The sequence below is a fragment of the uncultured Thomasclavelia sp. genome (assembly GCF_944324745.1).
Classification (GTDB): Bacteria; Bacillota_I; Bacilli_A; order Erysipelotrichales; family Coprobacillaceae; genus Thomasclavelia.
The window spans coordinates 38,238-58,799 of sequence record NZ_CALUXO010000002.1 but is presented as its reverse complement, the minus strand read 5'-3'; the positions used below and the strand labels follow the sequence as shown (position 1 = coordinate 58,799).

General features: G+C 30.3%; 22 protein-coding genes. 16 read left to right on the top strand and 6 right to left on the bottom strand.

Annotated features, from left to right (window positions below; genetic code table 11):
* Nucleotides 1-64: 64 nt before the first annotated feature.
* Both Q0K54_RS00305 and Q0K54_RS00300 read left to right on the top strand, forming a co-directional pair.
* Entirely contained in the window at nucleotides 65-904 is an 840-nt protein-coding gene (locus Q0K54_RS00305) for a Cof-type HAD-IIB family hydrolase (protein WP_294577721.1), read from the top strand.
* A gap of 2 nt (nucleotides 905-906) precedes the next feature.
* A complete protein-coding gene (locus Q0K54_RS00300) occupies nucleotides 907-1,248 on the top strand; it encodes a helix-turn-helix domain-containing protein (protein ID WP_294577717.1) in 342 nt (113 codons plus the stop codon).
* 71 nt (nucleotides 1,249-1,319) lie between these two features.
* Here Q0K54_RS00300 and Q0K54_RS00295 read toward each other — a convergent pair whose 3' ends face one another.
* The 4 genes from Q0K54_RS00295 to Q0K54_RS00280 are packed head-to-tail and all read right to left on the bottom strand — an operon-like array spanning nucleotide 1,320 to nucleotide 4,477.
* Nucleotides 1,320-2,282, bottom strand: a complete 963-nt coding sequence (locus Q0K54_RS00295; protein ID WP_294577715.1) for a hypothetical protein — start codon at nucleotides 2,280-2,282, stop codon at nucleotides 1,320-1,322.
* Between the two features lie 2 nt (nucleotides 2,283-2,284).
* Complete coding sequence (locus tag Q0K54_RS00290; RefSeq protein WP_294577714.1) at nucleotides 2,285-3,010, bottom strand: CpsD/CapB family tyrosine-protein kinase; 726 nt, start codon at nucleotides 3,008-3,010, stop codon at nucleotides 2,285-2,287.
* Entirely contained in the window at nucleotides 3,011-3,790 is a 780-nt protein-coding gene (locus Q0K54_RS00285; RefSeq protein ID WP_294577712.1) for a tyrosine-protein phosphatase, read from the bottom strand.
* Nucleotides 3,791-3,793: 3 nt separating this feature from the next.
* Nucleotides 3,794-4,477: a YveK family protein gene (locus Q0K54_RS00280; protein ID WP_294577709.1), complete on the bottom strand. Its 684-nt coding sequence runs from the start codon at nucleotides 4,475-4,477 to the stop codon at nucleotides 3,794-3,796.
* A 409-nt stretch (nucleotides 4,478-4,886) separates the two neighbouring features.
* On the opposite strand from Q0K54_RS00280, the gene Q0K54_RS00275 reads away from it, so the two are divergent.
* Both Q0K54_RS00275 and loaP read left to right on the top strand, forming a co-directional pair.
* On the top strand, nucleotides 4,887-6,818 hold the full coding sequence (locus tag Q0K54_RS00275) for a nucleoside-diphosphate sugar epimerase/dehydratase (protein ID WP_294577707.1): 1,932 nt from the start codon (nucleotides 4,887-4,889) through the stop codon (nucleotides 6,816-6,818).
* Nucleotides 6,819-6,949: 131 nt separating this feature from the next.
* On the top strand, nucleotides 6,950-7,471 hold the full coding sequence (gene loaP, locus Q0K54_RS00270) for an antiterminator LoaP (protein ID WP_294577704.1): 522 nt from the start codon (nucleotides 6,950-6,952) through the stop codon (nucleotides 7,469-7,471).
* A 31-nt stretch (nucleotides 7,472-7,502) separates the two neighbouring features.
* Here loaP and Q0K54_RS00265 read toward each other — a convergent pair whose 3' ends face one another.
* Nucleotides 7,503-7,736 (bottom strand): zf-TFIIB domain-containing protein, encoded by a 234-nt coding sequence (locus tag Q0K54_RS00265; RefSeq protein ID WP_294577701.1) that lies wholly within the window; start codon nucleotides 7,734-7,736, stop codon nucleotides 7,503-7,505.
* Between the two features lie 107 nt (nucleotides 7,737-7,843).
* Between Q0K54_RS00265 and Q0K54_RS00260 the strand changes: the two genes are divergently transcribed.
* Together Q0K54_RS00260 and Q0K54_RS00255 are read left to right on the top strand one after the other, a co-directional pair.
* Nucleotides 7,844-8,737 carry an RluA family pseudouridine synthase gene (locus Q0K54_RS00260; protein WP_294577698.1) on the top strand — a complete coding sequence of 298 codons (894 nt, stop codon included), beginning with the start codon at nucleotides 7,844-7,846 and terminating at the stop codon, nucleotides 8,735-8,737.
* 92 nt (nucleotides 8,738-8,829) lie between these two features.
* A complete protein-coding gene (locus tag Q0K54_RS00255) occupies nucleotides 8,830-9,324 on the top strand; it encodes a hypothetical protein (protein ID WP_294577695.1) in 495 nt (164 codons plus the stop codon).
* An 88-nt stretch (nucleotides 9,325-9,412) separates the two neighbouring features.
* Here Q0K54_RS00255 and Q0K54_RS00250 read toward each other — a convergent pair whose 3' ends face one another.
* Entirely contained in the window at nucleotides 9,413-10,555 is a 1,143-nt protein-coding gene (locus tag Q0K54_RS00250; RefSeq protein ID WP_294577693.1) for a D-alanyl-D-alanine carboxypeptidase family protein, read from the bottom strand.
* A 137-nt stretch (nucleotides 10,556-10,692) separates the two neighbouring features.
* Between Q0K54_RS00250 and Q0K54_RS00245 the strand changes: the two genes are divergently transcribed.
* The 10 genes from Q0K54_RS00245 (at nucleotide 10,693) to Q0K54_RS00200 (ending at nucleotide 20,525) form a co-directional block, all read left to right on the top strand.
* A complete protein-coding gene (locus Q0K54_RS00245; protein WP_294577689.1) occupies nucleotides 10,693-11,016 on the top strand; it encodes an anti-sigma factor antagonist in 324 nt (107 codons plus the stop codon).
* A complete protein-coding gene (gene spoIIAB / locus Q0K54_RS00240) occupies nucleotides 11,016-11,456 on the top strand; it encodes an anti-sigma F factor (RefSeq protein WP_294577687.1) in 441 nt (146 codons plus the stop codon). The genes Q0K54_RS00245 and spoIIAB overlap by 1 nt, the downstream gene beginning before the upstream one ends.
* Nucleotides 11,449-12,162, top strand: coding sequence for a SigB/SigF/SigG family RNA polymerase sigma factor (locus Q0K54_RS00235; RefSeq protein WP_374011437.1), 714 nt, complete (start codon nucleotides 11,449-11,451; stop codon nucleotides 12,160-12,162). Before spoIIAB ends, Q0K54_RS00235 begins: the two co-directional genes overlap by 8 nt.
* Before the next feature lie 32 nt (nucleotides 12,163-12,194).
* Nucleotides 12,195-12,710 carry a signal peptidase I gene (gene lepB, locus Q0K54_RS00230; protein ID WP_294577684.1) on the top strand — a complete coding sequence of 172 codons (516 nt, stop codon included), beginning with the start codon at nucleotides 12,195-12,197 and terminating at the stop codon, nucleotides 12,708-12,710.
* A gap of 362 nt (nucleotides 12,711-13,072) precedes the next feature.
* Nucleotides 13,073-13,846 (top strand): leucine-rich repeat domain-containing protein, encoded by a 774-nt coding sequence (locus Q0K54_RS00225; RefSeq protein ID WP_294577683.1) that lies wholly within the window; start codon nucleotides 13,073-13,075, stop codon nucleotides 13,844-13,846.
* Nucleotides 13,816-14,391 (top strand): leucine-rich repeat domain-containing protein, encoded by a 576-nt coding sequence (locus tag Q0K54_RS00220; RefSeq protein WP_294577680.1) that lies wholly within the window; start codon nucleotides 13,816-13,818, stop codon nucleotides 14,389-14,391. The genes Q0K54_RS00225 and Q0K54_RS00220 overlap by 31 nt, the downstream gene beginning before the upstream one ends.
* Before the next feature lie 177 nt (nucleotides 14,392-14,568).
* The gene (locus Q0K54_RS00215; protein WP_294577677.1) at nucleotides 14,569-16,023 is read left to right on the top strand and encodes a hypothetical protein; all 1,455 of its coding nucleotides are present in this window, start codon (nucleotides 14,569-14,571) and stop codon (nucleotides 16,021-16,023) included.
* Nucleotides 16,024-16,238: 215 nt separating this feature from the next.
* Complete coding sequence (locus Q0K54_RS00210) at nucleotides 16,239-17,993, top strand: phosphoenolpyruvate carboxykinase (protein ID WP_294577675.1); 1,755 nt, start codon at nucleotides 16,239-16,241, stop codon at nucleotides 17,991-17,993.
* An 85-nt stretch (nucleotides 17,994-18,078) separates the two neighbouring features.
* Nucleotides 18,079-19,473: a polysaccharide deacetylase family protein gene (locus Q0K54_RS00205; RefSeq protein ID WP_294577673.1), complete on the top strand. Its 1,395-nt coding sequence runs from the start codon at nucleotides 18,079-18,081 to the stop codon at nucleotides 19,471-19,473.
* Between the two features lie 47 nt (nucleotides 19,474-19,520).
* Nucleotides 19,521-20,525 (top strand): AI-2E family transporter, encoded by a 1,005-nt coding sequence (locus Q0K54_RS00200; RefSeq protein WP_294577671.1) that lies wholly within the window; start codon nucleotides 19,521-19,523, stop codon nucleotides 20,523-20,525.
* Nucleotides 20,526-20,562 lie beyond the last annotated feature (37 nt).

Below are 20,562 nucleotides of genomic sequence, written 5' to 3'. Positions count from 1 at the left end.
AAAAAGTTTTATCTAAATATAAAAACCATGTATAATAAATACGAATTAAAATGGAGGAGAAGATATGGGAAAATATTTGTTTTTTGATATTGATGGGACTTTATTAGGGCCTAGTAAAAAAGTAACTGATAAAACAGCTGAGGGAATTAAACAGGCTCGTCAAAATGGTCATATTGCTTTTTTATGTACAGGAAGAGCACCAGTTTCTATTATGAAGTCAGTTCGGGATATTGGTTTTGATGGTATTATTTCATCAGCTGGTGGTTTTATTAATATTGGTGGTAAATATATTTTTGAAAACTTTATTAATCAATATATTTTATCTGAAGTAATGTTATTATTTACTAATGCTAAAATATTATTTAGCCTAGAGACTAAAGAGGCATTATTCCAAACTCCAGGAGTTAGAGATTTTTTTGATAAGAAAAATAGTAAAATTACTGAAAATAATTTAGAGTTGGCGCGTTTTTTAGAAGAAAGAAAAAATGAGGAAGTGCGTTTACCAATTAGTGAGTTTGATATTTTAAAAAATAAAGTTACTAAAATTTGTTTTATTTCTGAAGATAAATTGGCTTTCTATGATTGTGTAAAATATTTAAGTGAATTCTTTAATATTGTTATTTTTTCAAAGGAAAGTGATGATTTTATCAACGGTGAAATCATCTTAAAAAATTGTACTAAAGGTGATGCGATAAAAAAGGCTGTTGCTTATTTAGGTGGCGATATGAAAGATACGATTGCTTTTGGTGATAGTATGAATGATTATCAAATGATCAATGATGTGGCTTATGGTGTTGTTTCTTATTTAGCTCCAGACAAGTTAAAGGCAATAGCTGATGATATTTTTGAAGATCCTGATGATGATGGAATCTACAAAAGTATGAAAAAGCTGCAATTAATTTAATTATGAATGAAATACTGACGACAGGACAAGTATTAAAGTGGTTGCGTAAAAGTCATCAGATTTCTCAAGCTAGATTAGCTAAAGCATTAAATCTTAGTGTCAGCAGCATCTATCGTTTTGAACATGGTGGTAATTTAGGAATCAAGGAATATTTAGGTTATTGTGCTTATTTAAAGATTCCGGCTTATATCCCTCTAGTTATTTGTGAAAATGAAAAATGGCGCTTATTGTTTTATCAGCTAAAACAAGCAGATATTGATGTGATGGTATTTGAGGGTTTGATTACTGATATGATTAATCAAATAGAATTTGCACGAATGGATATTTTAATAAAGAATGATTAAAGCAATTCAATCTGGGATTGCTTTTTTAAATACAAAAAACCTCTAAAATTAGTTTTTTAGAGGTTTGATCATTAGTTATTAGTTAAGTAGCCTAATTCAGTTAATTTATTAAACAGTTGATTAGCTAAAAGCTGATTATAATAATTATTACCATTTAATCCATCAATTAATAAACTAGCTGGAACGTTTCCTGAAGCAATACTAGCTTGATCATCAGCAGTTGGTGTCAGCTTAGCATCATTTAAACCATCTGACAACAAGTAATTTTTAAAATCCAAATAATGCTGACCATAAGTAGTTGCCAGCAGATTATTAGTACTGTTACGATCGTTAGCTGTTAAGGAAACGACAATATATTGATCAGTATTAAAAGCTGATAAAATCTGATTTTGATAATTAACTAAACTGCCTTGAATACTTTCTTCATAAGAACCAGTAAATAAAATCAAGATATTATCTTGAGCAATTTCTGGTTTGGTGATTTCTACTTTAGTTAAAGTAGTGATCATAGTAGAACTGCCAGCTTCTAATCGTTTAAATAATAATTGATTAGTGTTAGCATCATAGCGAATACTGCCAGTAATGTTGTTGATAATACATGAATCAATCCCAGTTTGACTATTTAAAATAGCATCTTGGACTTCACCATTTTCATTGTATAACGTAATAGCTACTTCTTCATCACTACTTGGAATAGTCAAGTTATTGACATAGACATCCTGATTACCTAGTTTGATTGCTAGAGCGGCACTATTAATGCGATTATCACCAAGAACAGTTATCTCATTAGAAACTAAATCTTGTAAATATTCTGGATATGATTTAGTATCGTTGGCTCCCAGGGTAATACTATCGCCAACACAATAAATAGTTGGTAAATTAGTATCATTATTGGTAGCGACTGGAGTATCTTCACTAGAGTATTTAGAAAGAAATTGAGTTCTTTGATAACGATCATAAAATAAGATTGCTAAAATTAATGCAATTAAGACAGGAACAGCAATATAAAAATATAATGATTTTTTGTTGTGCATAACTAGTAATAATGATAATATCCGTTTTTAGAATTATCTTGTTCTACTTGGGTTAATACTGTTCCAATAATATTGACGTTATTTTTCTTTAAGATTTCAATTGATGCTTTGGCATCTTTACGATTTGTGATGCTTGAGGAACAAACAAAGATAGTTCCATCGACAACATTACCAATTGGAATGGCATCACTGACTGACATGATTGGTGGACAATCAATAATGATAAAATCATAAAGCGTTTTTAATTCGTTAATAAAGTTTTTAAAAACTTCACTACCAATCAGTTCCGTTGGATTAGGAACTTTGACTCCTGAAGTTAATACTGATAATTTCCCCACAAATGATGGATCTTCAACAAACTGAAAACATTTAGAACTAATAGTGTGACTATCACCATATTCCATTAATGCATTAGTTAAGCCACGAGAATTAGATAAATTAAGATAACGGTGAATTGTAGATTTTCTTAAATCACAATCAATTAATAAGACATTAGAATATTTAGTAGCATAAATTAAGCCTAGATTAATTGAAGTAGTACTTTTAGATTCACCAGGTATTGATGAAGTGACATTAATTGCTTTTACGTCTTTTCCAACAGTTGAATATTCAATACTAGTACGAATATGACGATAAACTTCTTTAAAATCAATTTTACTAGTTTTCTTTTCAGGTTGTGTGATTAAAAATGTTCGTTTTTCTTCTTTATTTCTTTTATTTCTAAGCATTTACTTTCTCCTTTTAAACCAAGGTATTCTCGATGTTTTTATCTTGTTTAATTTTACTAATTCTATTTTTTGACCATTGATAATTTTTAAAGGATTATCATACATCAGTTTAATGACATCTTCACTTTGATACTTTTTAGTTAAATAATCATATGTGTCTTGAAGATTTGGTGATCGAATGCCACTGGAACGATGAACGTCATTGGCAATTAGATGAACCATGCCCCGTTCTAATAATTCCAATGCAAATTCATGACTACGGCTATTGGAATTTAAGATACTTGAGCTATTGATTTGAATAACATAGCCATAATCAAGCCATTGTTCAATAATATCTAACTTTAGATGATGATGAAAATATCTTTCAACATGGGCAACAATAATTTTGTTTTTTAAACTAAATTCATAAATTCGTTCATCATAATCTTCTGGTAAGCGCTGGGTTACGTTGAATTCAACTAATACATAAGGACCGTTATTGATCGTTAAATAATTTTGATCTTGCAGCGCTGTTAAATAATCGCTGTTTAGCATGATTTCACAACCAGGATAAACTTCAATATCTAGTTGTTTGGCTAAAGCTTGTAACTCATTGATTCGCTGTTTCATTTGCGCAAATTCCAGGGCGGTTGTTGTCCCGGGAGTTAAATGTGGTGTCGCCACAATTTTACCTATATTTTGTTTTTTGGCAGCTTTAAGTGCTTCTAAGGCTTCATCAAGATCATTAATACCATCATCGATATCCCAGGCATAATGACTATGAATATCAATAAATTCCATTGCTTATTCCTCAAAATATGGTACAGTTCCTAGTAGTGGTACTCCTAGAAGTTGTTCGGCCTGTTCACCATTTTTAATTTTTGTATCTAATAAATAAGTTAATAAAATATATGCCAGGGCAATAACGACTCCAACGATGCCACCAATGATGATATTTCTAAAAATACTTGGTGATACCGGATTGGCATTTACTTCTGGTTGATCAACGATCGTCAGGTTGGTAACATTTAATTTTTCTTGAACCAGGGTAGTAAAGACGGTAATTGTTTCTGCTACGATATCTCTGGAAAGCTCTGGATCGGCTGTGGTAGCTGAAATCTCAATAATTTGAGTATCTGATGTGTTAGTAATTGTTAAGGCACTACGAACATCTTCAACAGTTATATTTAGATTTGTTGCTACTTCATTTTGGATGGTATTTCCTTGTAACAATTCAACATAGTTATTGACCATCATGTTGTTAGCACTTAGCTGTGATGAATCCATTGTTCCATCGACAACTTCAGCTCTTAACAGGACACTTCCTTCAGATGCGTATTTTTTATCAATTAAAAAAGTAGTAGCGGATACGGCAATAACGACACCTACTAAAGCTAACATAATGATTAATTTGATTTTTTTCTTCAATAATTTGAATAGTTCCGATAAATCGATCTCAACTTCATCATTTAATTCTGTTTTTTCCATATGTCCTCCCAAATATAAAATTAATTTTATTCAAATATATTATTAACATAATAAATATAACTATTCGCATAGTATTATCCTTTATAAAAAGAAAAAAAGCAATATTTTATCACAAAAAATCTCAAAAAAATCATAATCAAATAACAGAAATATAATAAAATATTAAAAATAGATTTTTTTCATTTTCTTAAATATGATTTATTTATAATATTTGAATGTAATTAATTGGAAAAATTTTGTCATTTCTTGTAAAAATAATTTATAAAATTAAGAAAGTAGTTGAAATGACTTGATTTTTTTGTTTTGATTAACGATAATATACCATGTATTAATGAAAGAAGATTTACATCATTAATGAAATAAAATTGTGATGAAAGATATTAAATTTATTAATGGGGGAGGAAAATTAATGGGAGAGAAAGCTAAACTGAATTTAAGAAGGTTTTTTCTAGTTGGTATCGATATAATAAGTATCGTTATTGCCAGCTATGGAGCCTTGTTTTTGCGATTCAATGGTCCGATTGACCCAATGTTTATTGCTAGATTAAATAATATTATCATCTTTTTAATTTTAATTGATTTAACAGTTTTTGTTTGTTTTCGTTTATATCACAGCTTATGGCAATTTGCCTCTATTACTGAGTTAAAAAATATTATTATCGCAGCTTTAACTAATAGCATTATTAATATGATTATCTGTGAGATTACCGGTAATGGAATGCCTAAAAGCTGCTATATCATTTTTTTCTTATTACTAGTATTGATGGTTGGTGGTGTTCGTTTCTTTTATCGTTTTGCCAGAATGTATAAGACCCATATTCATGTTGAAAAAGAGCGACGCCCTTTAGAAAAAGTTTTGATTATTGGAGCGGGTGTGGCCGGTGAAAAAGTTCTTAGAGAAATCAATAACTCTGATCATATTTATAAAGAAGTAGTTTGTTTCATTGATGATGAACCAACCAAATGGCGCCGTCAGATCCATGGTGTAGAAATTTTTGGTGGTCGTAATAAAATCATTGAAGCAGTTGAGCGCTATGGCGTTCAAGAAATTTTAGTTGCTATGCCTTCAGCTAGTAAAAAAGAATTAGCGGATATTTTAAATATCTGTAAAGAAACTAAATGTAAGATCAAAAGGTTACCAGGAATTTATCAGTTCATTAATGACGATATTCATATCAGTGACTTTAAAGATGTTGAAGTTCAGGATTTACTTGGTCGCGAACCAATCAAAGTTAATCTTGATGATATCATGGGTTATGTTACTAATCAGGTCGTCATGGTGACTGGTGGCGGTGGTTCGATTGGTAGCGAGTTATGTCGTCAAATTGCCGCCAATAAACCAAAAATGCTGATTATCGTCGATATCTATGAAAATAATGCTTATGATATTCAACTGGAATTAAAGCATAATTTTCCTGATTTGCACTTAGAAACGATGATAGCTTCGGTTAGAAATTCGGTTAAAGTCGATAAGTTATTCGAAACCTATCGTCCCGATATCGTCTATCATGCCGCAGCTCATAAACATGTCCCATTGATGGAAGACAGCCCTAATGAAGCGGTTAAAAACAATGTCTTTGGAACATTGAATGTAGTCAAAGCTGCTGATAAGTATCAAACTAAACGGTTTATCTTAATTTCAACCGATAAAGCCGTTAATCCAACTAATATCATGGGAGCAACCAAACGGTTGTGTGAAATGATCGTCCAAACTTACAATAAACGATCTAAAACCGAATATGTAGCCGTCAGATTTGGTAATGTTTTAGGATCAAATGGTTCAGTTATTCCATTATTTAAAAAACAGATCAAAGAAGGGGGACCAGTAACGGTAACCCATCCTGATATCATCAGATATTTTATGACGATACCTGAGGCTGTCTCTTTAGTGTTACAGGCCGGAGCTTATGCTAAAGGTGGCGAAATCTTTGTATTAGATATGGGAGAACCAGTCAAGATAGCGGATATGGCTCGAAACTTGATCAAATTATCAGGTTATGAACCAGATGTGGATATCAAGATTGTTTATACGGGATTAAGACCGGGAGAAAAATTATATGAAGAACTGTTGATGGAAGAAGAAGGCTTACAAGATACGCCAAATCATATGATTCATATTGGAAAACCAATTGAATTAAATGAAGAGATCTTTTTTGAACAGTTAAAAGAGTTAAAAGAAGCAGCATATGATGAAGTTGATGATATACGTCTGTTAGTTAAAGAAATGGTACCAACTTATCAATATCAGGGTACTGGTTTTAAAAGACGTACTACCCCAGCACTCAACAGTAGTAATGATGAGGCTGCATCTATCAACAATGATAATTTAGTTAAAGCTTAAATAAAAAATAAAAAAATAATTATTAGAAATAATTGTCGCTAGGTCACATTATTAAAGATAATTTGTCATAATAAAGCGTTAGTCGGCATTGATTGCTGACTAATTGTGCCTGCTCAAATGGAGGAATAACTATGTGTGAAAACTGGTATGTAATTCAGGTTCGTAGCGGGAAAGAGGAGGAAATTAAAAACACTTGTCAGCGGATGATATCTAGTGATGTCCTGCAGGAGTGTTTTATTCCTCGTTGTATCCGATTACGAAAAAAACAAGGAAGTTGGCAGGAATCTGAAGAAATTCTGTTTAAAGGATATTTGTTTATGGTTACTGATCAGATTGAAAACTTGTTTAATAAATTAAAACTAATTCCAGATTTGACGAAAGTATTAGGTAATGATGGTGAGTACATCTGTCCTATCATCAAAGATGAAGCCAGGTTTTTGATGGAATTTGGAAGAAAGGAACATGTGGTCAAAATGTCCCAAGGGCATATTATTGATAATCGTTTGCTGATTGTCAAAGGACCACTAGTTGGTTATGAGAACAAGATTCGCAAGATTGATCGTCATAAACGAGTTGCTTTTATTGAAGTTAGTTTATTTGATCAGGTACAAGTAGTACAAGTTGGTTTAGAAATTACGAGTAAAAATAGTTAAAAGCAGTCGGTTGACTGCTTTTTAAGTATTATTATTCACCTTCAAATATTTCTAAGATATCGGTAAGATTAAAGCCTTTTCGTTTTTTCTTTTTACTATCAGTAGTTTTATAGTCACGGTCTTTACCACCAGAACGTTCAATAATTTTTTCTAATTCACCACGATCTAACCAGATTCCGCGACATTCAGGACAATAATCAATTTCGACTCCATGTTTTTCGGCCATCAATAAAGTTACGTCTTTACAAACAGGACATTTCATCATATCGCCTCCTTTTTATGATTATATCATGTCGGCTATCTGGCTTTCAATAAACATCACTTGGTGTTTTGTTAAAATATTGTTATAATAACCAAGAAATGGAGGATAAGATGGAGTATTTAATTAAAGGTAATTATCTAATGCTTAAAATTGATGAAAATTTTGCTTCGATGACCTTAGAAGAAATCTTTCATTATTTTTGTTTATCAAAAAAGGCTATTCATTTATTGAAACAATATAAACAATATTTTTTAAATAATCAGTATGTGCCAATGAATACCATAGTCAAACAGGGTGATTGGCTTAAAATATCGGCTTTTGAAACAGGATTAGATTTTACCCCACAGCCTTTTTCGTTAGATATCGTTTATGAAGACGATTTTCTTTTAGTCGTTAATAAACCTTGCCATGTCATTATTTATCCTGAAGATAAAACTGGATCAAATACTTTATGTAATTATGTGGCTAATTATTATTTAGAAACTGATCAATATTATCCCATAAGACCGATCCATCGGTTAGACAAAGATACGACCGGTTTGGTTTTATTTTGTAAATGCGCTTTTTTGCAGCCACTATTAGATTCGATGCTATCAAAAAAAGAAATAGCCCGCTATTATTTGGCTTTGTGCCAAGGAATTATTGATCATGATATTGATATTAATTTACCAATTGGTCGTGATCGTCACACTAATAAAATGCGCATTAGTACATCAGGTAAACAGGCTATTACTCATGTTAAGGTATTAGAAAAAAATCTGGCTGGAAATTATACTTTGATCGAATGTCAATTAGAAACAGGACGCAAACATCAAATTCGAGTTCATTTACAGGCAATCTCACATCCATTAATTGGTGATCGATTATATGGAAAAGCCAGTAAATTAATCAACCGAACTGCTTTACATGGCTATAAATTAGTTTTTAAACATCCAATTTTAAATAAGCAGTTACAAATTACGGCTCCTTTACCAAAAGATTTTGAAAGACTTAAGAATAATTAATATTCTTAATAATTCTTAACATCTTTTTTACTTGTTTCTACTAGTTTTATTGTGATATTTGGGTAAGATAAGTAGTAGAAAGGATGAAGGTCATGAAAGGGAGAAATTTTTCTGGGAAACTTTTTGTGGAGTATTTTATTTTACCTAAATTAATAATTCTTGTTTTGGTGACAGTAGTGGCAGCTTTGGTTATTAAAAAGTATTGGTTGTTTATTTTATTGTTGTTACTGTTGGTTTTATTAATGAAAGCTGTTTATCAGTATTCAATGATGCAATCATCATTTATAAAAATTGGCAATAATAAAGTTATTTATCGTCATAAAGATAGTTTACTTAAAAATTTGGGGCAATATTTAAATTTATTTGATTGTGACGAACATAATTATTATGATTATCAAGTCAGGAGTATTACTGATGTGACTTCAAAATTCAATCATATTGTTATAAAGGGGCAAATCATTAAGCGCTGTTTTAGTGTTTATATGGATGATGATGAAAGTTGTTTGGACCAGCAAATATATCAGGAAATTAAAATTCCAAAAGTTTATGCTAATTTGAAACAGCTGATGGTATTTAAAAGTTACTAAATTGTTGCTTACACCGGAATTTTCTGGTGTTTTTTATGCAAAAAATACGATTTTAACTAGAAGTTACTAAATCGTATTTTATCATAATTTAAAAAAGAAATTTTAGAGTTTTGATAGCTTTGGTAAAAAACGATGGTTTAGAAGCACTGTTGTTAGTATAAAGAGGATAGGATATAGATGAATTGCCATCGATTATAACTTCGAGGGTACCAACAGTATCCCCTTTTTTTATTGGCAGTAAATTAGTATTATAGGTGATTTTAGTATCAATCTTACTTTCACTGTTTTTAGCTTTGGTATACACAATATCTTTATTACAGCGAACATCTAATGTGATATTATCCATTTTATCAACTAGATAGTTTTCAATCGTCGTATCTTTTGGATAAAGAGTAACTTGCTGATAATTATTAAAGCCATAGTCCAACATGGTACACATTTCTTCATTTCTAGTTTTAGGAGCTGCTTCGTTCATTAAAACCCCAATAATACGCTGATCATCACGTTTGGCTGTCGTTACTAAACAATAGCCAGCTTCTTTAGTATAGCCAGTTTTCAATCCATCAACACCATCATATTGTTTTAGTAGTTTATTAGTATTAACCAGCCAGAAACTTTGTTTACTGTCTTCACGAATATAACTATCATAAAGTGAAGTGACTTCCAGTAAATCATTACCACCAATTTCAATTAAATAAGCTGCCATCATTGCTAAATCATAAGCACAGGTATAGTGATCAGGATCATGAAGACCGGTAGCGTTTTTAAAATTAGTATTTTTAAGACCTAATTCTTTAGCTTTTTCATTCATCATAGCGACAAATTTTTCAATACTGCCCCCAATATATTCACCGACAGCAACACTGGCATCGTTAGCACTGGCAATTGCAATCGATTTGAACATATCTTTAAGGGACATTTTTTCACCAACTTCTAGATATACCTGACTGCCACCCATACTGGCAGCATATTTGGAAGTGGTGATTTGATCGTCAAAGGATATTTTTTGATCATTGATGGCTTCAAACATTAAAATCATGGTCATTATTTTTGTGGTTGAAGCTGGAAACAGTTTCTCTTCAGCATTTTTTTCATAAAGAATCTGACGGGAATTGGTCTCAATCAAAATAGCTCCTTGACCATTAGGAGTTAAGTCATTATCGATGGCATTGATATTTTTTATTGGTAAGATGCAAAAGATTAAAATGATAATTAAGAGTTTTTTCATCATAATATCGCCTCATTACATAATATGTCCTAGTTTGATAAAAATACATAGGACTTTTTTTGTCAGGCAAGTTCTACTTTTGTCGAAAGCATTTATTCGTTTTTTTAAAAGTTGTAAGATAGGTTCGAGGAGATGAGAAGATGGAAAATAAAATTGAGTATCAAGTTACTGATGATAAAATTATTGTTTATTTCTATGGTGAATTAAGCTGTAGTTATATTAGTAAATACCGAAGTTTATTAAATAGTATTTTAGATAAAAGTAGTAATCCGGTGTATTTTGATTTTTTACATACTAGTTTTATTGATAGTTCCGGAATCGGTTTGGTATTAGGACGTTATAATCAACTTTCTTTAGAGGGAAGAAAATTATATTTAACCAACTTGTCAAAGACAAGTTATAAAGTATTTGAGTTATCTGGGATGTTTGAATTGATGGAATATGTAGAGGGGGTAAAAAAATAATGAATCAAATGGAACTTAGTTTTAGTGCCAAGATTGAAAATGAGCCATTCGCTAGAACGAGTGTTGCCTCATTTGTTACAGCCTTGAATCCGACAATTGATGAATTAGTCGAAATTAAAACCATAGTCAGTGAAGGGGTAAGCAATGCCATTATTCATGGTTATCAAAATAATCCAAACTGCAATGTAGTAATCAAAGTAACGATTGAACAAAAGCGTAAAATTAAAATCATTATTCAGGATTATGGTAAGGGAATTGATGATATTGAAGCTGCTAAACAGCCAATGTATTCATCATTAAAAGAACTGGAGCACGCTGGAATGGGGTTGACGATCATTGAAGCTTTATGTGATCGTCTGGAAATTCATTCAACTTTGGATTTAGGAACAAAACTAACTATTATTAAGCAATTGAAAGAAAACGACTATCAAAGTGAATAAAACAATTGAATTAATTCAAAAAGCACATGAAGGGGATGAAAGTGCTAAAGAATTAGTAGTAAATCAAAATTTAGGTTTGGTCTGGTCGATTGTTCATCGCTTTAAAAATAATTATTATGATAAAGAAGATCTATTTCAAATTGGCTGTATTGGTTTGATGAAGGCAATCAATAATTTTGATGTGAATTATGGGGTCCAGTTTTCAACTTATGCAGTACCGATTATCATGGGTGAGATAAAACGTTATTTTCGAGATGATGGAACGATTAAGGTTAGTCGCTCATTAAAGGAGTTGAATTTAAAAGTTAATAAAGCTCGTGAAGTTTTAGCTAATCAAAGTGGTCATGATCCAACGATTGAGCAATTGGCTAATTATCTTCAAGTTGATCAGCAAGATATTGTTGAAGCAATTGATTCTTCATATTATCCAACTTCATTAAGTGAACCAATTTATGAAAAAGATGGTTCTTCGATTTCGATGGAAGAACGAATTGAAAATAAGCATAATAAAATGTGGTTTGAAAAAATTGCATTGGAAATGGAAATTGAAAAACTTGATGAAAAAGAAAAATTGATTCTTTATATGCGTTATCATTTAGATTTTAATCAAGAGCGAGTCGCTAGACGCTTAAATATCTCGCAAGTACAAGTATCAAGATTAGAAAAGAAAATTATCGCAAAGTTACGCAGTCACTTGAATGAATAAAAAATAATGATATAATGTCATCAGGTGATAATATGGAAGAATCAACTAAAAGTAAGAAACAGGTTTTATTAGAATACTTAAGAGTTATTGTAATTACATTGATAGTTACATATGGCGTATTGTATTTTGTTCAAATATCTAGAGTTTATGGAACATCAATGTTACCAACGTTTCATGAGGGTAATATTGTTCTTGTCGATAAAGTTTTTTATAAACATGGTGAACCAAAGCGTGATGATATCGTAGTAGTGGACTATAAGGATGCCGACCAAAATGAAACATATATTATTAAGCGAGTTATTGCTGTTGGTGGTGATCATTTAGAAATTAAAGATAATCATGTTTATTTAAATGGTGAGCTGCTGGAAGAGGATTATATCAATGGAACGATGATCAATAATGAAGATATGTCGATAGATATTCCTGAAGGAAAAATCTTTGTTATGGGTGATAATCGTAATAATAGTCTAGATTCCAGACGACTAGGATATTTTGATTTTGATGAGGATGTCGTTGGTAAAGTTTTCTTTACGGTTCCTTTCTTTTAAATTAATAAAGGTCTGATAGATTTAATGACAATATGTAGTGATAATATAAAAGCGGAGAATTTTAAAAAAATCCTCTGCTTTTTAATTTATAGAAAGCCAAAAGTGGTTTGAATGTTGGTTGATAATATTATTATGCTTCTTAGTATTTACTATCTATAGATTAAATAGTCAGCATCTAATGTGAAATATAGTGCTTGTATTTTAATGTTTAAAAGTAAAATTTGTGAAATAAAACGCATATTTTTAACGTAATTTCCTTTATTCACCATAATTTTAATAGTATAATTATGACGAGAAAGAATAGGTGAATTATAATTAAATGAGAATTTTAAAAAAAGTTATTTACTATTGTTCTAATCTTGATGGTCGTAGTCGCATGTTTTAATTCAACAGTTTATGCGGACTCAGACGAAAGAATTCCTATTGATCTTACGTATGAAGTAGAAGCCAATGAAGATGGCGTAACTGGTACTATTGTTGATGTTGAAATTAATAAAGGCGGGAATGAACTAATTATTCCTGATACTATCGATGGTCTGATTATAACTAAGATAGGAACAGGAGTCTTTATGAATCATGATTATAGATTTTCAATGTTGGAATATATTCATATTCCAGATACTGTTACGGAAATAGGATATAAAGCTTTTTTATTTGACCAAAATGTAAAAGAGTGTAATATTCCAAAAAATCTTGAATACGTAGAAGAATCTGCATTTGAAGGATGTGGATTTAATTTAGAAAATTACAAGTTTCCAAGTACATTGAAATATATTGGTCAACGTGCATTTTTTGGAAGTTTGATAAGAGGAAGTTTAGATTTATCAGATACGCAAATAACTGAACTTACCCCTGATTGTTTTGCTAATAATGATATTACATCTGTTACACTTCCAAAAAATGTAAAAATAGTAGATGGATTTTCAAATAATGAAATTACCGAAATTAACATGTCTGACTCTATAGAAGTATTCAATAACGATGCTTTTGCTTTTAACCCTGGACCTGAATATTTGGATATACCAGATGGCACAGTTACAATTGCCTCTGCATTTCGTCAAATGAGTAACTTAAAATATGTTAATATTCCTGATTCAGTAAAAATATGTCTGGTTCATTTTCAGAATCAGGTATAGTAGAGGCAGTGATTCCTGATACAGTAACAAATTATACTGGTGGAGCTTTTCGTTCATGCGCTGATTTGAAAAGTGTAACCTTGCCTGAAAGTTATACATCAATAAAAGATTATGATCTTTATGGCTGTACTAGTCTAGAAAATGTTAATTTAAGTTCAAAGGTAAATTATATAGGTGAATCAGCTTTTATGAATTGTACTAGTCTGACTACTTTGGATATAAGTACAGTAATTAATATATCACCTCGTGCATTTGAGGGGTGCACAAGTTTGGAAAAAATGGTAATTCCAGAATCTGTTGATTATATAAATAATAGTATTTTTCAAAATACACCAAATCTAAAATCATTAACAATTTTCAATCTAAATGCAAAATTTTATGATATATTCGGCGATACAAGCAGATATCCTGTTAACAGTTCACTAATAATTTATGGATACGAAAATTCAACGGCACAAACATTTGCCAAAGAAAATGGTATTAGATTTAAATTAATCGGTGAAGAGGAAGAAACAGAAGGATTTATTGCCCAAGAAGATGGCTAGAGAATAATAAATACAAGACTTGGATTTGGTACACAAACTTCTGCTGATGAAGGATTTGACTTACTTAATAGTGCATTACTTGCTCCATTTAAAAATTGGAGTAATCCTGATTTAATTTCAAATGCTAAAGATTATTTTCAGACATTGTTAAATGACCATGGTGGTAGATGCTTTGGATTGTCTGCATTAGCAGTTGCTCAATATAACGGTGATGTTGATCTAAACAGATATTTTGACAGAATTGGAGATAATCTCAATGATTTTGGTTATGAAGATACAATTTATTTTGATTCAAAAAATTATCCTGGTTATATCTATACCTTGAATGGAAATACCGAAGTTGTAAATTTGATAGATAAGGTGCAAGCATTACAGCATTCTTCTAAATTATCACAAGCTGAAGTTTACAAAGATGGCAATACATTTGGACAACTTTTGGATTATTTATATAATTCTAAGGAAAGAAATCCGATTCTAGTTACTTTTAGTACTGATACAAGCGAAGGTTTGATGAATCATGCTGTAGTCATTGAAACAAGCAAAAAACCAGAACATTATCTTGAAACAGATACATATTTTGTATATTGCTATGATCCAAATACACCTAAGATAGAAAATAATCTTGAAGGTGCTTCATCGCTATATAATGATGAAACACCAGGGTTGGAAATTGATTTAAATAATGATCGTTACAGATTTGTAATGAATTATGGTAATGGATATGAAAGTACCGCATGGACCGAAAGAGATATGTGGGGAGGACTTTTAAAATCAATTAATTTTTATGATTTAAGTTTGCTTGATGATTCTTTCTTTGAAGAAGAATTTCAGTTAGATACTGATAGTATTTCTCAGATTTTATTTTCTGGAAAAGGTATATCTATTAATGATGCAGAAACAAACAATATTCTTTTTGAGGCAAGCAATTTAAACGGTAGTAAATTAGGATTATATGATGAAAATATTGAATGCAATCCAATTTATTCAGATTTCGATAATGATAAATTAGGATTCCGTTTTGGTATGAATACAAGTGGGAAAACATTTTTATTGCAAGGTGAAAATGAACTTATCAATTTGTATAAAGATCGGGGTGTATTTATCCAATCTGATGGAAATATAAATATTGCTTTTGATAATGATAATCAAAGTATTAAACTAATTTCTGCTTCAGATGATTCTCAAATTAAGGTGATGATATCATCTCGTGATGGTTATAAATATGTTGAAACTGATGGAAGTTTAGATACTAATCAAGAGCTTGTTATTGATTTATCAGATGATGATTATGGTGTTAAAACGGATTCTGATAATATTCATTCAGTATCTTTTGAAAATAACGAAATTATTAATGAGAATTTTCATAATAACTTAAATAGCGATTATAACAATGATAACGAAAACAATGATAATGAAAATAATAATTATAATGATAACGATAACGAAAATTTAGTTGCTCAATCACCAGCTATTTCTAATGATCAAGATAATTATGAATTAAAAACTTCTCAAGATGCACAGTCTGTTAAAACTGGTGATGATACAAATTTAGGCTTATTATGTTTCTTATCAATGTTTACTGTTACATATTTCTTTATTTACCGGAAACGGCGTTTGTTATCTAAAAAATAATGACCGGAAATAAAAAAGGTAGATAAATACAAAGTAAATTTTATAGTGTTGAATTAAGGGATAGCTATATTATATAAAGAATAGCTATTCTTTATTTTTACGATAAAAAGTTAATTTTTTTAGAAATAAAGGTTGTATACAATATCATTTTTATGGTAAAATGACACAAATCAATAAGTGGGGGATATACTTATTGATAAAGAAAGGGTGATAAGATGTCATATAAATTTAAAATTGTTCGTGGTAATGCGATTTTGAACTTTTCTGAAGAATACTGTCAATCACGTTGTCAATTGATTGAAAGTGAATCTTTTGCAAGAGTATTACGTGGTTTTGTTAATGAGTGTAAAAGAAAAGAAAATACGATTTATACTTATTTAAAAGAAGTTAAGACTGAAACAGTTGATATCGTTAAAGACTTAAGAACTATTTTTAAATTATTGTTAGTAATGCCGATTGAAGAAGTTGAAGCTTCATATCCACATTTTGTCGGATATTTTAGAGATCGTGATGAATTTGTTAAGGTTATTGAAGAAGTATATTTGTTTTGGCGTAAATTACAACGTTATAGCGTAGTTTACAATGAAACTACTAGTCGCGGTTATCAAAATGTTCAATTTGCTGATGCGCAAGCTAAGTTTGAAGAATTGGTACTATCTGTTTATCGTACTATTGAAGAAACTGCATTAGGTTATCGTCATCATGTTTATCGACAAATTACAGCCGGTGTTAATGCTGGTTTAAGAGTAACTAATATGCGTTCATTTTTACCTTATGAATATCGTAATTTAGACGATATTCCATTTATTGAAACTGTTATTATCCATCCACCATTTATTACTTATTCAAAACGTAATAAACGTGATGGTATATTCCCAGAAATAAAACATAATCCAATTGAGGATTTAAAATTTGATTCAGAACAATGGTTCTGTTATCCTGCAAAAGTAGGAAACTTATTAGCATTTGTTTATTTTAATGTGGCTTTCATGGCTCAAGGGGTTGCATTATGTAACTTATTTGAATTAGCTAGTGAAGAAGAATTCCGTAATCGTAAACCAGATATTATTTATGTCTATGGTTATGAAGATGGTGAAAAGAATCAATCATTCTATCAAGATGATGAAAATGATATGATGGTAGCTTTACTTTCAGCTAATGATGACTTTGATTATTTTGGATACATGAAAAAAATGATGTTAACATTACACAATGTTCGTAAAATCAATCAACGTCAATTACCAGTTCATGGTGCAATGGTTCAAATTACTTTACACTCAGGTGAAGTTAAAAATATTGTTGTTATGGGTGACAGTGGTGCTGGTAAATCAGAAACAATTGAACAAATCAAAGTATTTGGTGCCGCATATATTCGTGATTTAGTTACTGTCTATGATGATATGGGTGTTTTATATTTAGATGATAATGGTACAATCAAAACATCAGGAACTGAAATCGGGGCTTTTGTTCGTTTAGACGACTTAGATGCTGGTTATAGTTTCAAAGAATTAGACCGTTCAGTTTTCATGAATCCTGATAAAGTTAATGCTCGAATCGTAATTCCAATTACGGACTATAAAGATGTTGTAGCACCTCATGATGTTGATATGTTCTTATATGCTAATAACTATGAAGAAGGTGGAGATGCTTTACACTTCTTTGATAACGTTGATAGTGCTTTAGAAGTATTTAGAGCGGGTAATCGAATGTCAAAAGGAACAACAACTGAATATGGATTAGTTGGAAGTTTCTTTGCCAATCCATTTGGACCAGTACAACGTCAAGAACAAACAGAAATTTTATTAGTTAATTATTTCAACCGGATGTTTAAACAAGGAATTAAAGTTGGTCAATTAAGAACTAGACTTGGTATTAAAGGTTATGAACACCGTGGACCTCAAGAAGCAGCTGTTGAAATATTAAAATATATTACTGGTGAAAAAGAATTAAAACAATTAGAAGATGAGTAAAAGCAGTGAGCAATCACTGCTTTTCTTTTGCTTAATTACGTTCTTTTTTTGATGATGATGAATATGTTTTGATGAGGGGATGAAGTTGAAACATTTATATTTATGGATAATTATCCTGGTATTATTAGTTTCTATTTTGATCTTACAAATTTTTCCCACTAACCCAATTATTTTATCAAGTTATTATCTGGTGGTAGAAATTTCCGAAAAGTTTGATCCCTATCAAAACATCAAGGCTGTAATTGGTGGTTCGATTGAAGATGTTAATGTTGATACAAGTAAAATTGATTTTAGTCAACCTGGTACTTATCCACTAACATATCGTTATAATAATATTGAAACGACAATCACAATAAAACTGCAAGATACTTTGGATATTGATTTAGAAGTTCAGGAATTGACAATAGATTTAAATATGGCAATTGATGCCAGTGATCTAATCAAAAATTATTATAATAAACAAAGAACTAAAGTTCGTTTTAAAGAAGATTATCAATTTGATCAAGTTGGTGATTATCCAGTTGAATTAGAAATTTGTCGTGAGAATAAATGCACTACTAAACAAAGTGTTGTCCATGTTTTGCCTGAAGATAATGAGGCACCAATAATTAATGGTATTAGAAATTTATCGGTTTTAAAAGATAGTGATATTGATTTGTTGTCAAGTGTTAGTGTTAGTGATAATCAAGATGACAATCCTGTATTAACGATTGACAGTTCTAATTTAGATGTTAGTAAGATTGGTGATTATCAAGTAACTTATTATGCTAAAGATCGTTCTAATAATATAACTAAAGAAACTTGTATTGTTTCTGTCGTGGCTGATACGATGATTGGCAGTTATGTTCAAAGTGATGAAAAGGTTGTTTATCTAACATTTGACGATGGTCCTTCAGTAAATACTTCCAAAGTACTGGAAATATTAGATGTTTATGGAGCTAAAGCAACTTTTTTTGTAACTGGGACAAATGAAGAATATTATTATTTGATCAAGGAAGCATATGATGCCGGGCATACAATTGGTTTACACAGTTATATTCATGAATATGATCAGATATATAACTCTACTTCCGCATACTTTGCAGATTTAAAACGAATTGAAGATCTGGTCTATAGTCAAATTGGAATCATTCCTAAATATTTACGTTTTCCAGGTGGCAGCAGTAATCAGGTGTCGAAAAAATATTGTTATAAAATCATGACTAAATTAACTAAAGAAGTTTTAAATCGTGGTTATCAATATTATGATTGGAATGAAGATAGTGAAGATGGTTCTGGGGAACTGTCAGTTAAACAGTTAGTTAAAAATGCGACGGCCAGTAATGATAATAATATTATTTTATTGTTTCATGATGCTAATGGTAAAGAAAACACCTTGAAGGCTTTAGGCCAAGTAATTCAGTATTATCAAAATAAGGGTTATCAGTTTAAAGGAATTGATAACAGCTCATATGTTGTTCATCATAGTGTTGTAAATTAAAGGTGGCATAGGAATTCTTTTAATTCATATAATTTAATGGTGATAGTGTGATTGATAAGTTGCTTAAATATATATATTATTTATTGATAGTTATAATTATCATAGCTGTTGTATGGGCATTAGTTAACTGGTTATTACCACTTTTTTTTAGTTGTTTATTAGTTGCTGTTTTTCAGCCGTTATTAAATCGTGAAATTGAATTTTTAAAAATCAATCACCAATTTATAAAAAAAATAGTCATCGTCTTAAATTATTTAATTCTTATTTTAATAATGATCGGATTAATTATCTTTTGTGTTATTCAAATTTATCAGATTTTAGAATTAATGCCGGGATACTTGCAAAATTTATATTATTTATTGAGCACTAATCATTATATTATTGATTTAAGCAAATATTTAGATATTATCTACAGCAGTTCAATTAGTGTTGTAGAAACTATTTCTTCTAATTTTATCCACTGGGTCATTAATTTTATTATTAAAATACCTAGCTTTATGTTTGATTTAATGTTTGTAATTATTACTTCATTATTTATTTTGCTTGATTATCAGTATCTGGAAACTAAGTTCATCAATCGTTTTGAATTAGTTTCGTTAGTAATTGCCACCGTTAAAGAGGTTTTAAGCAATATGTTTAAAACATATTTTATTTTAATGATAGTTACTTTTGGGGAACTGTATTGTGGTTTTTTGCTTATTGGATTAGATCAAGCTATGATGTTAGCCTGTATAATTGCAGTTTTTGATTTTTTTCCCATCTTAGGAATTGATATGATCATGGTTCCCTGGATCATAATTAATGCCATTACCAATAAGATTCCATTAGCATTAGGATTACTGTTTATTTACTTACTAGTTATTATTACTAAAAATATTTTAGAACCACGATTGATGGCTCGTAAACTAGGATTAAATCCAGTTGTATCATTGATTGGAATGTATTTAGGAATTGAATTATTTGGCGTTGTGGGAGTTTTTATTGTACCAATTGTTATTATGGTATTGATTGAAATAATTAGGGTAAAACGGCAGTTAAAAAGTAATGAATAGTTAATTGGATTAAGGTATAATAGAATCATCGGAAGTA

Coding starts and splice junctions, on each gene's coding strand:
- Q0K54_RS00305 (WP_294577721.1), top strand. CDS start 65: ATGGGAAAATATTTGTTTTTTGATATTGATGGGACTTTATTAGGGCCT.
- Q0K54_RS00300 (WP_294577717.1), top strand. CDS start 907: ATGAATGAAATACTGACGACAGGACAAGTATTAAAGTGGTTGCGTAAA.
- Q0K54_RS00295 (WP_294577715.1), bottom strand. CDS start 2,282: ATGCACAACAAAAAATCATTATATTTTTATATTGCTGTTCCTGTCTTA.
- Q0K54_RS00290 (WP_294577714.1), bottom strand. CDS start 3,010: ATGCTTAGAAATAAAAGAAATAAAGAAGAAAAACGAACATTTTTAATC.
- Q0K54_RS00285 (WP_294577712.1), bottom strand. CDS start 3,790: ATGGAATTTATTGATATTCATAGTCATTATGCCTGGGATATCGATGAT.
- Q0K54_RS00280 (WP_294577709.1), bottom strand. CDS start 4,477: ATGGAAAAAACAGAATTAAATGATGAAGTTGAGATCGATTTATCGGAA.
- Q0K54_RS00275 (WP_294577707.1), top strand. CDS start 4,887: ATGGGAGAGAAAGCTAAACTGAATTTAAGAAGGTTTTTTCTAGTTGGT.
- loaP (WP_294577704.1), top strand. CDS start 6,950: ATGTGTGAAAACTGGTATGTAATTCAGGTTCGTAGCGGGAAAGAGGAG.
- Q0K54_RS00265 (WP_294577701.1), bottom strand. CDS start 7,736: ATGATGAAATGTCCTGTTTGTAAAGACGTAACTTTATTGATGGCCGAA.
- Q0K54_RS00260 (WP_294577698.1), top strand. CDS start 7,844: ATGGAGTATTTAATTAAAGGTAATTATCTAATGCTTAAAATTGATGAA.
- Q0K54_RS00255 (WP_294577695.1), top strand. CDS start 8,830: ATGAAAGGGAGAAATTTTTCTGGGAAACTTTTTGTGGAGTATTTTATT.
- Q0K54_RS00250 (WP_294577693.1), bottom strand. CDS start 10,555: ATGATGAAAAAACTCTTAATTATCATTTTAATCTTTTGCATCTTACCA.
- Q0K54_RS00245 (WP_294577689.1), top strand. CDS start 10,693: ATGGAAAATAAAATTGAGTATCAAGTTACTGATGATAAAATTATTGTT.
- spoIIAB (WP_294577687.1), top strand. CDS start 11,016: ATGAATCAAATGGAACTTAGTTTTAGTGCCAAGATTGAAAATGAGCCA.
- lepB (WP_294577684.1), top strand. CDS start 12,195: ATGGAAGAATCAACTAAAAGTAAGAAACAGGTTTTATTAGAATACTTA.
- Q0K54_RS00225 (WP_294577683.1), top strand. CDS start 13,073: ATGGTCGTAGTCGCATGTTTTAATTCAACAGTTTATGCGGACTCAGAC.
- Q0K54_RS00220 (WP_294577680.1), top strand. CDS start 13,816: ATGTCTGGTTCATTTTCAGAATCAGGTATAGTAGAGGCAGTGATTCCT.
- Q0K54_RS00210 (WP_294577675.1), top strand. CDS start 16,239: ATGTCATATAAATTTAAAATTGTTCGTGGTAATGCGATTTTGAACTTT.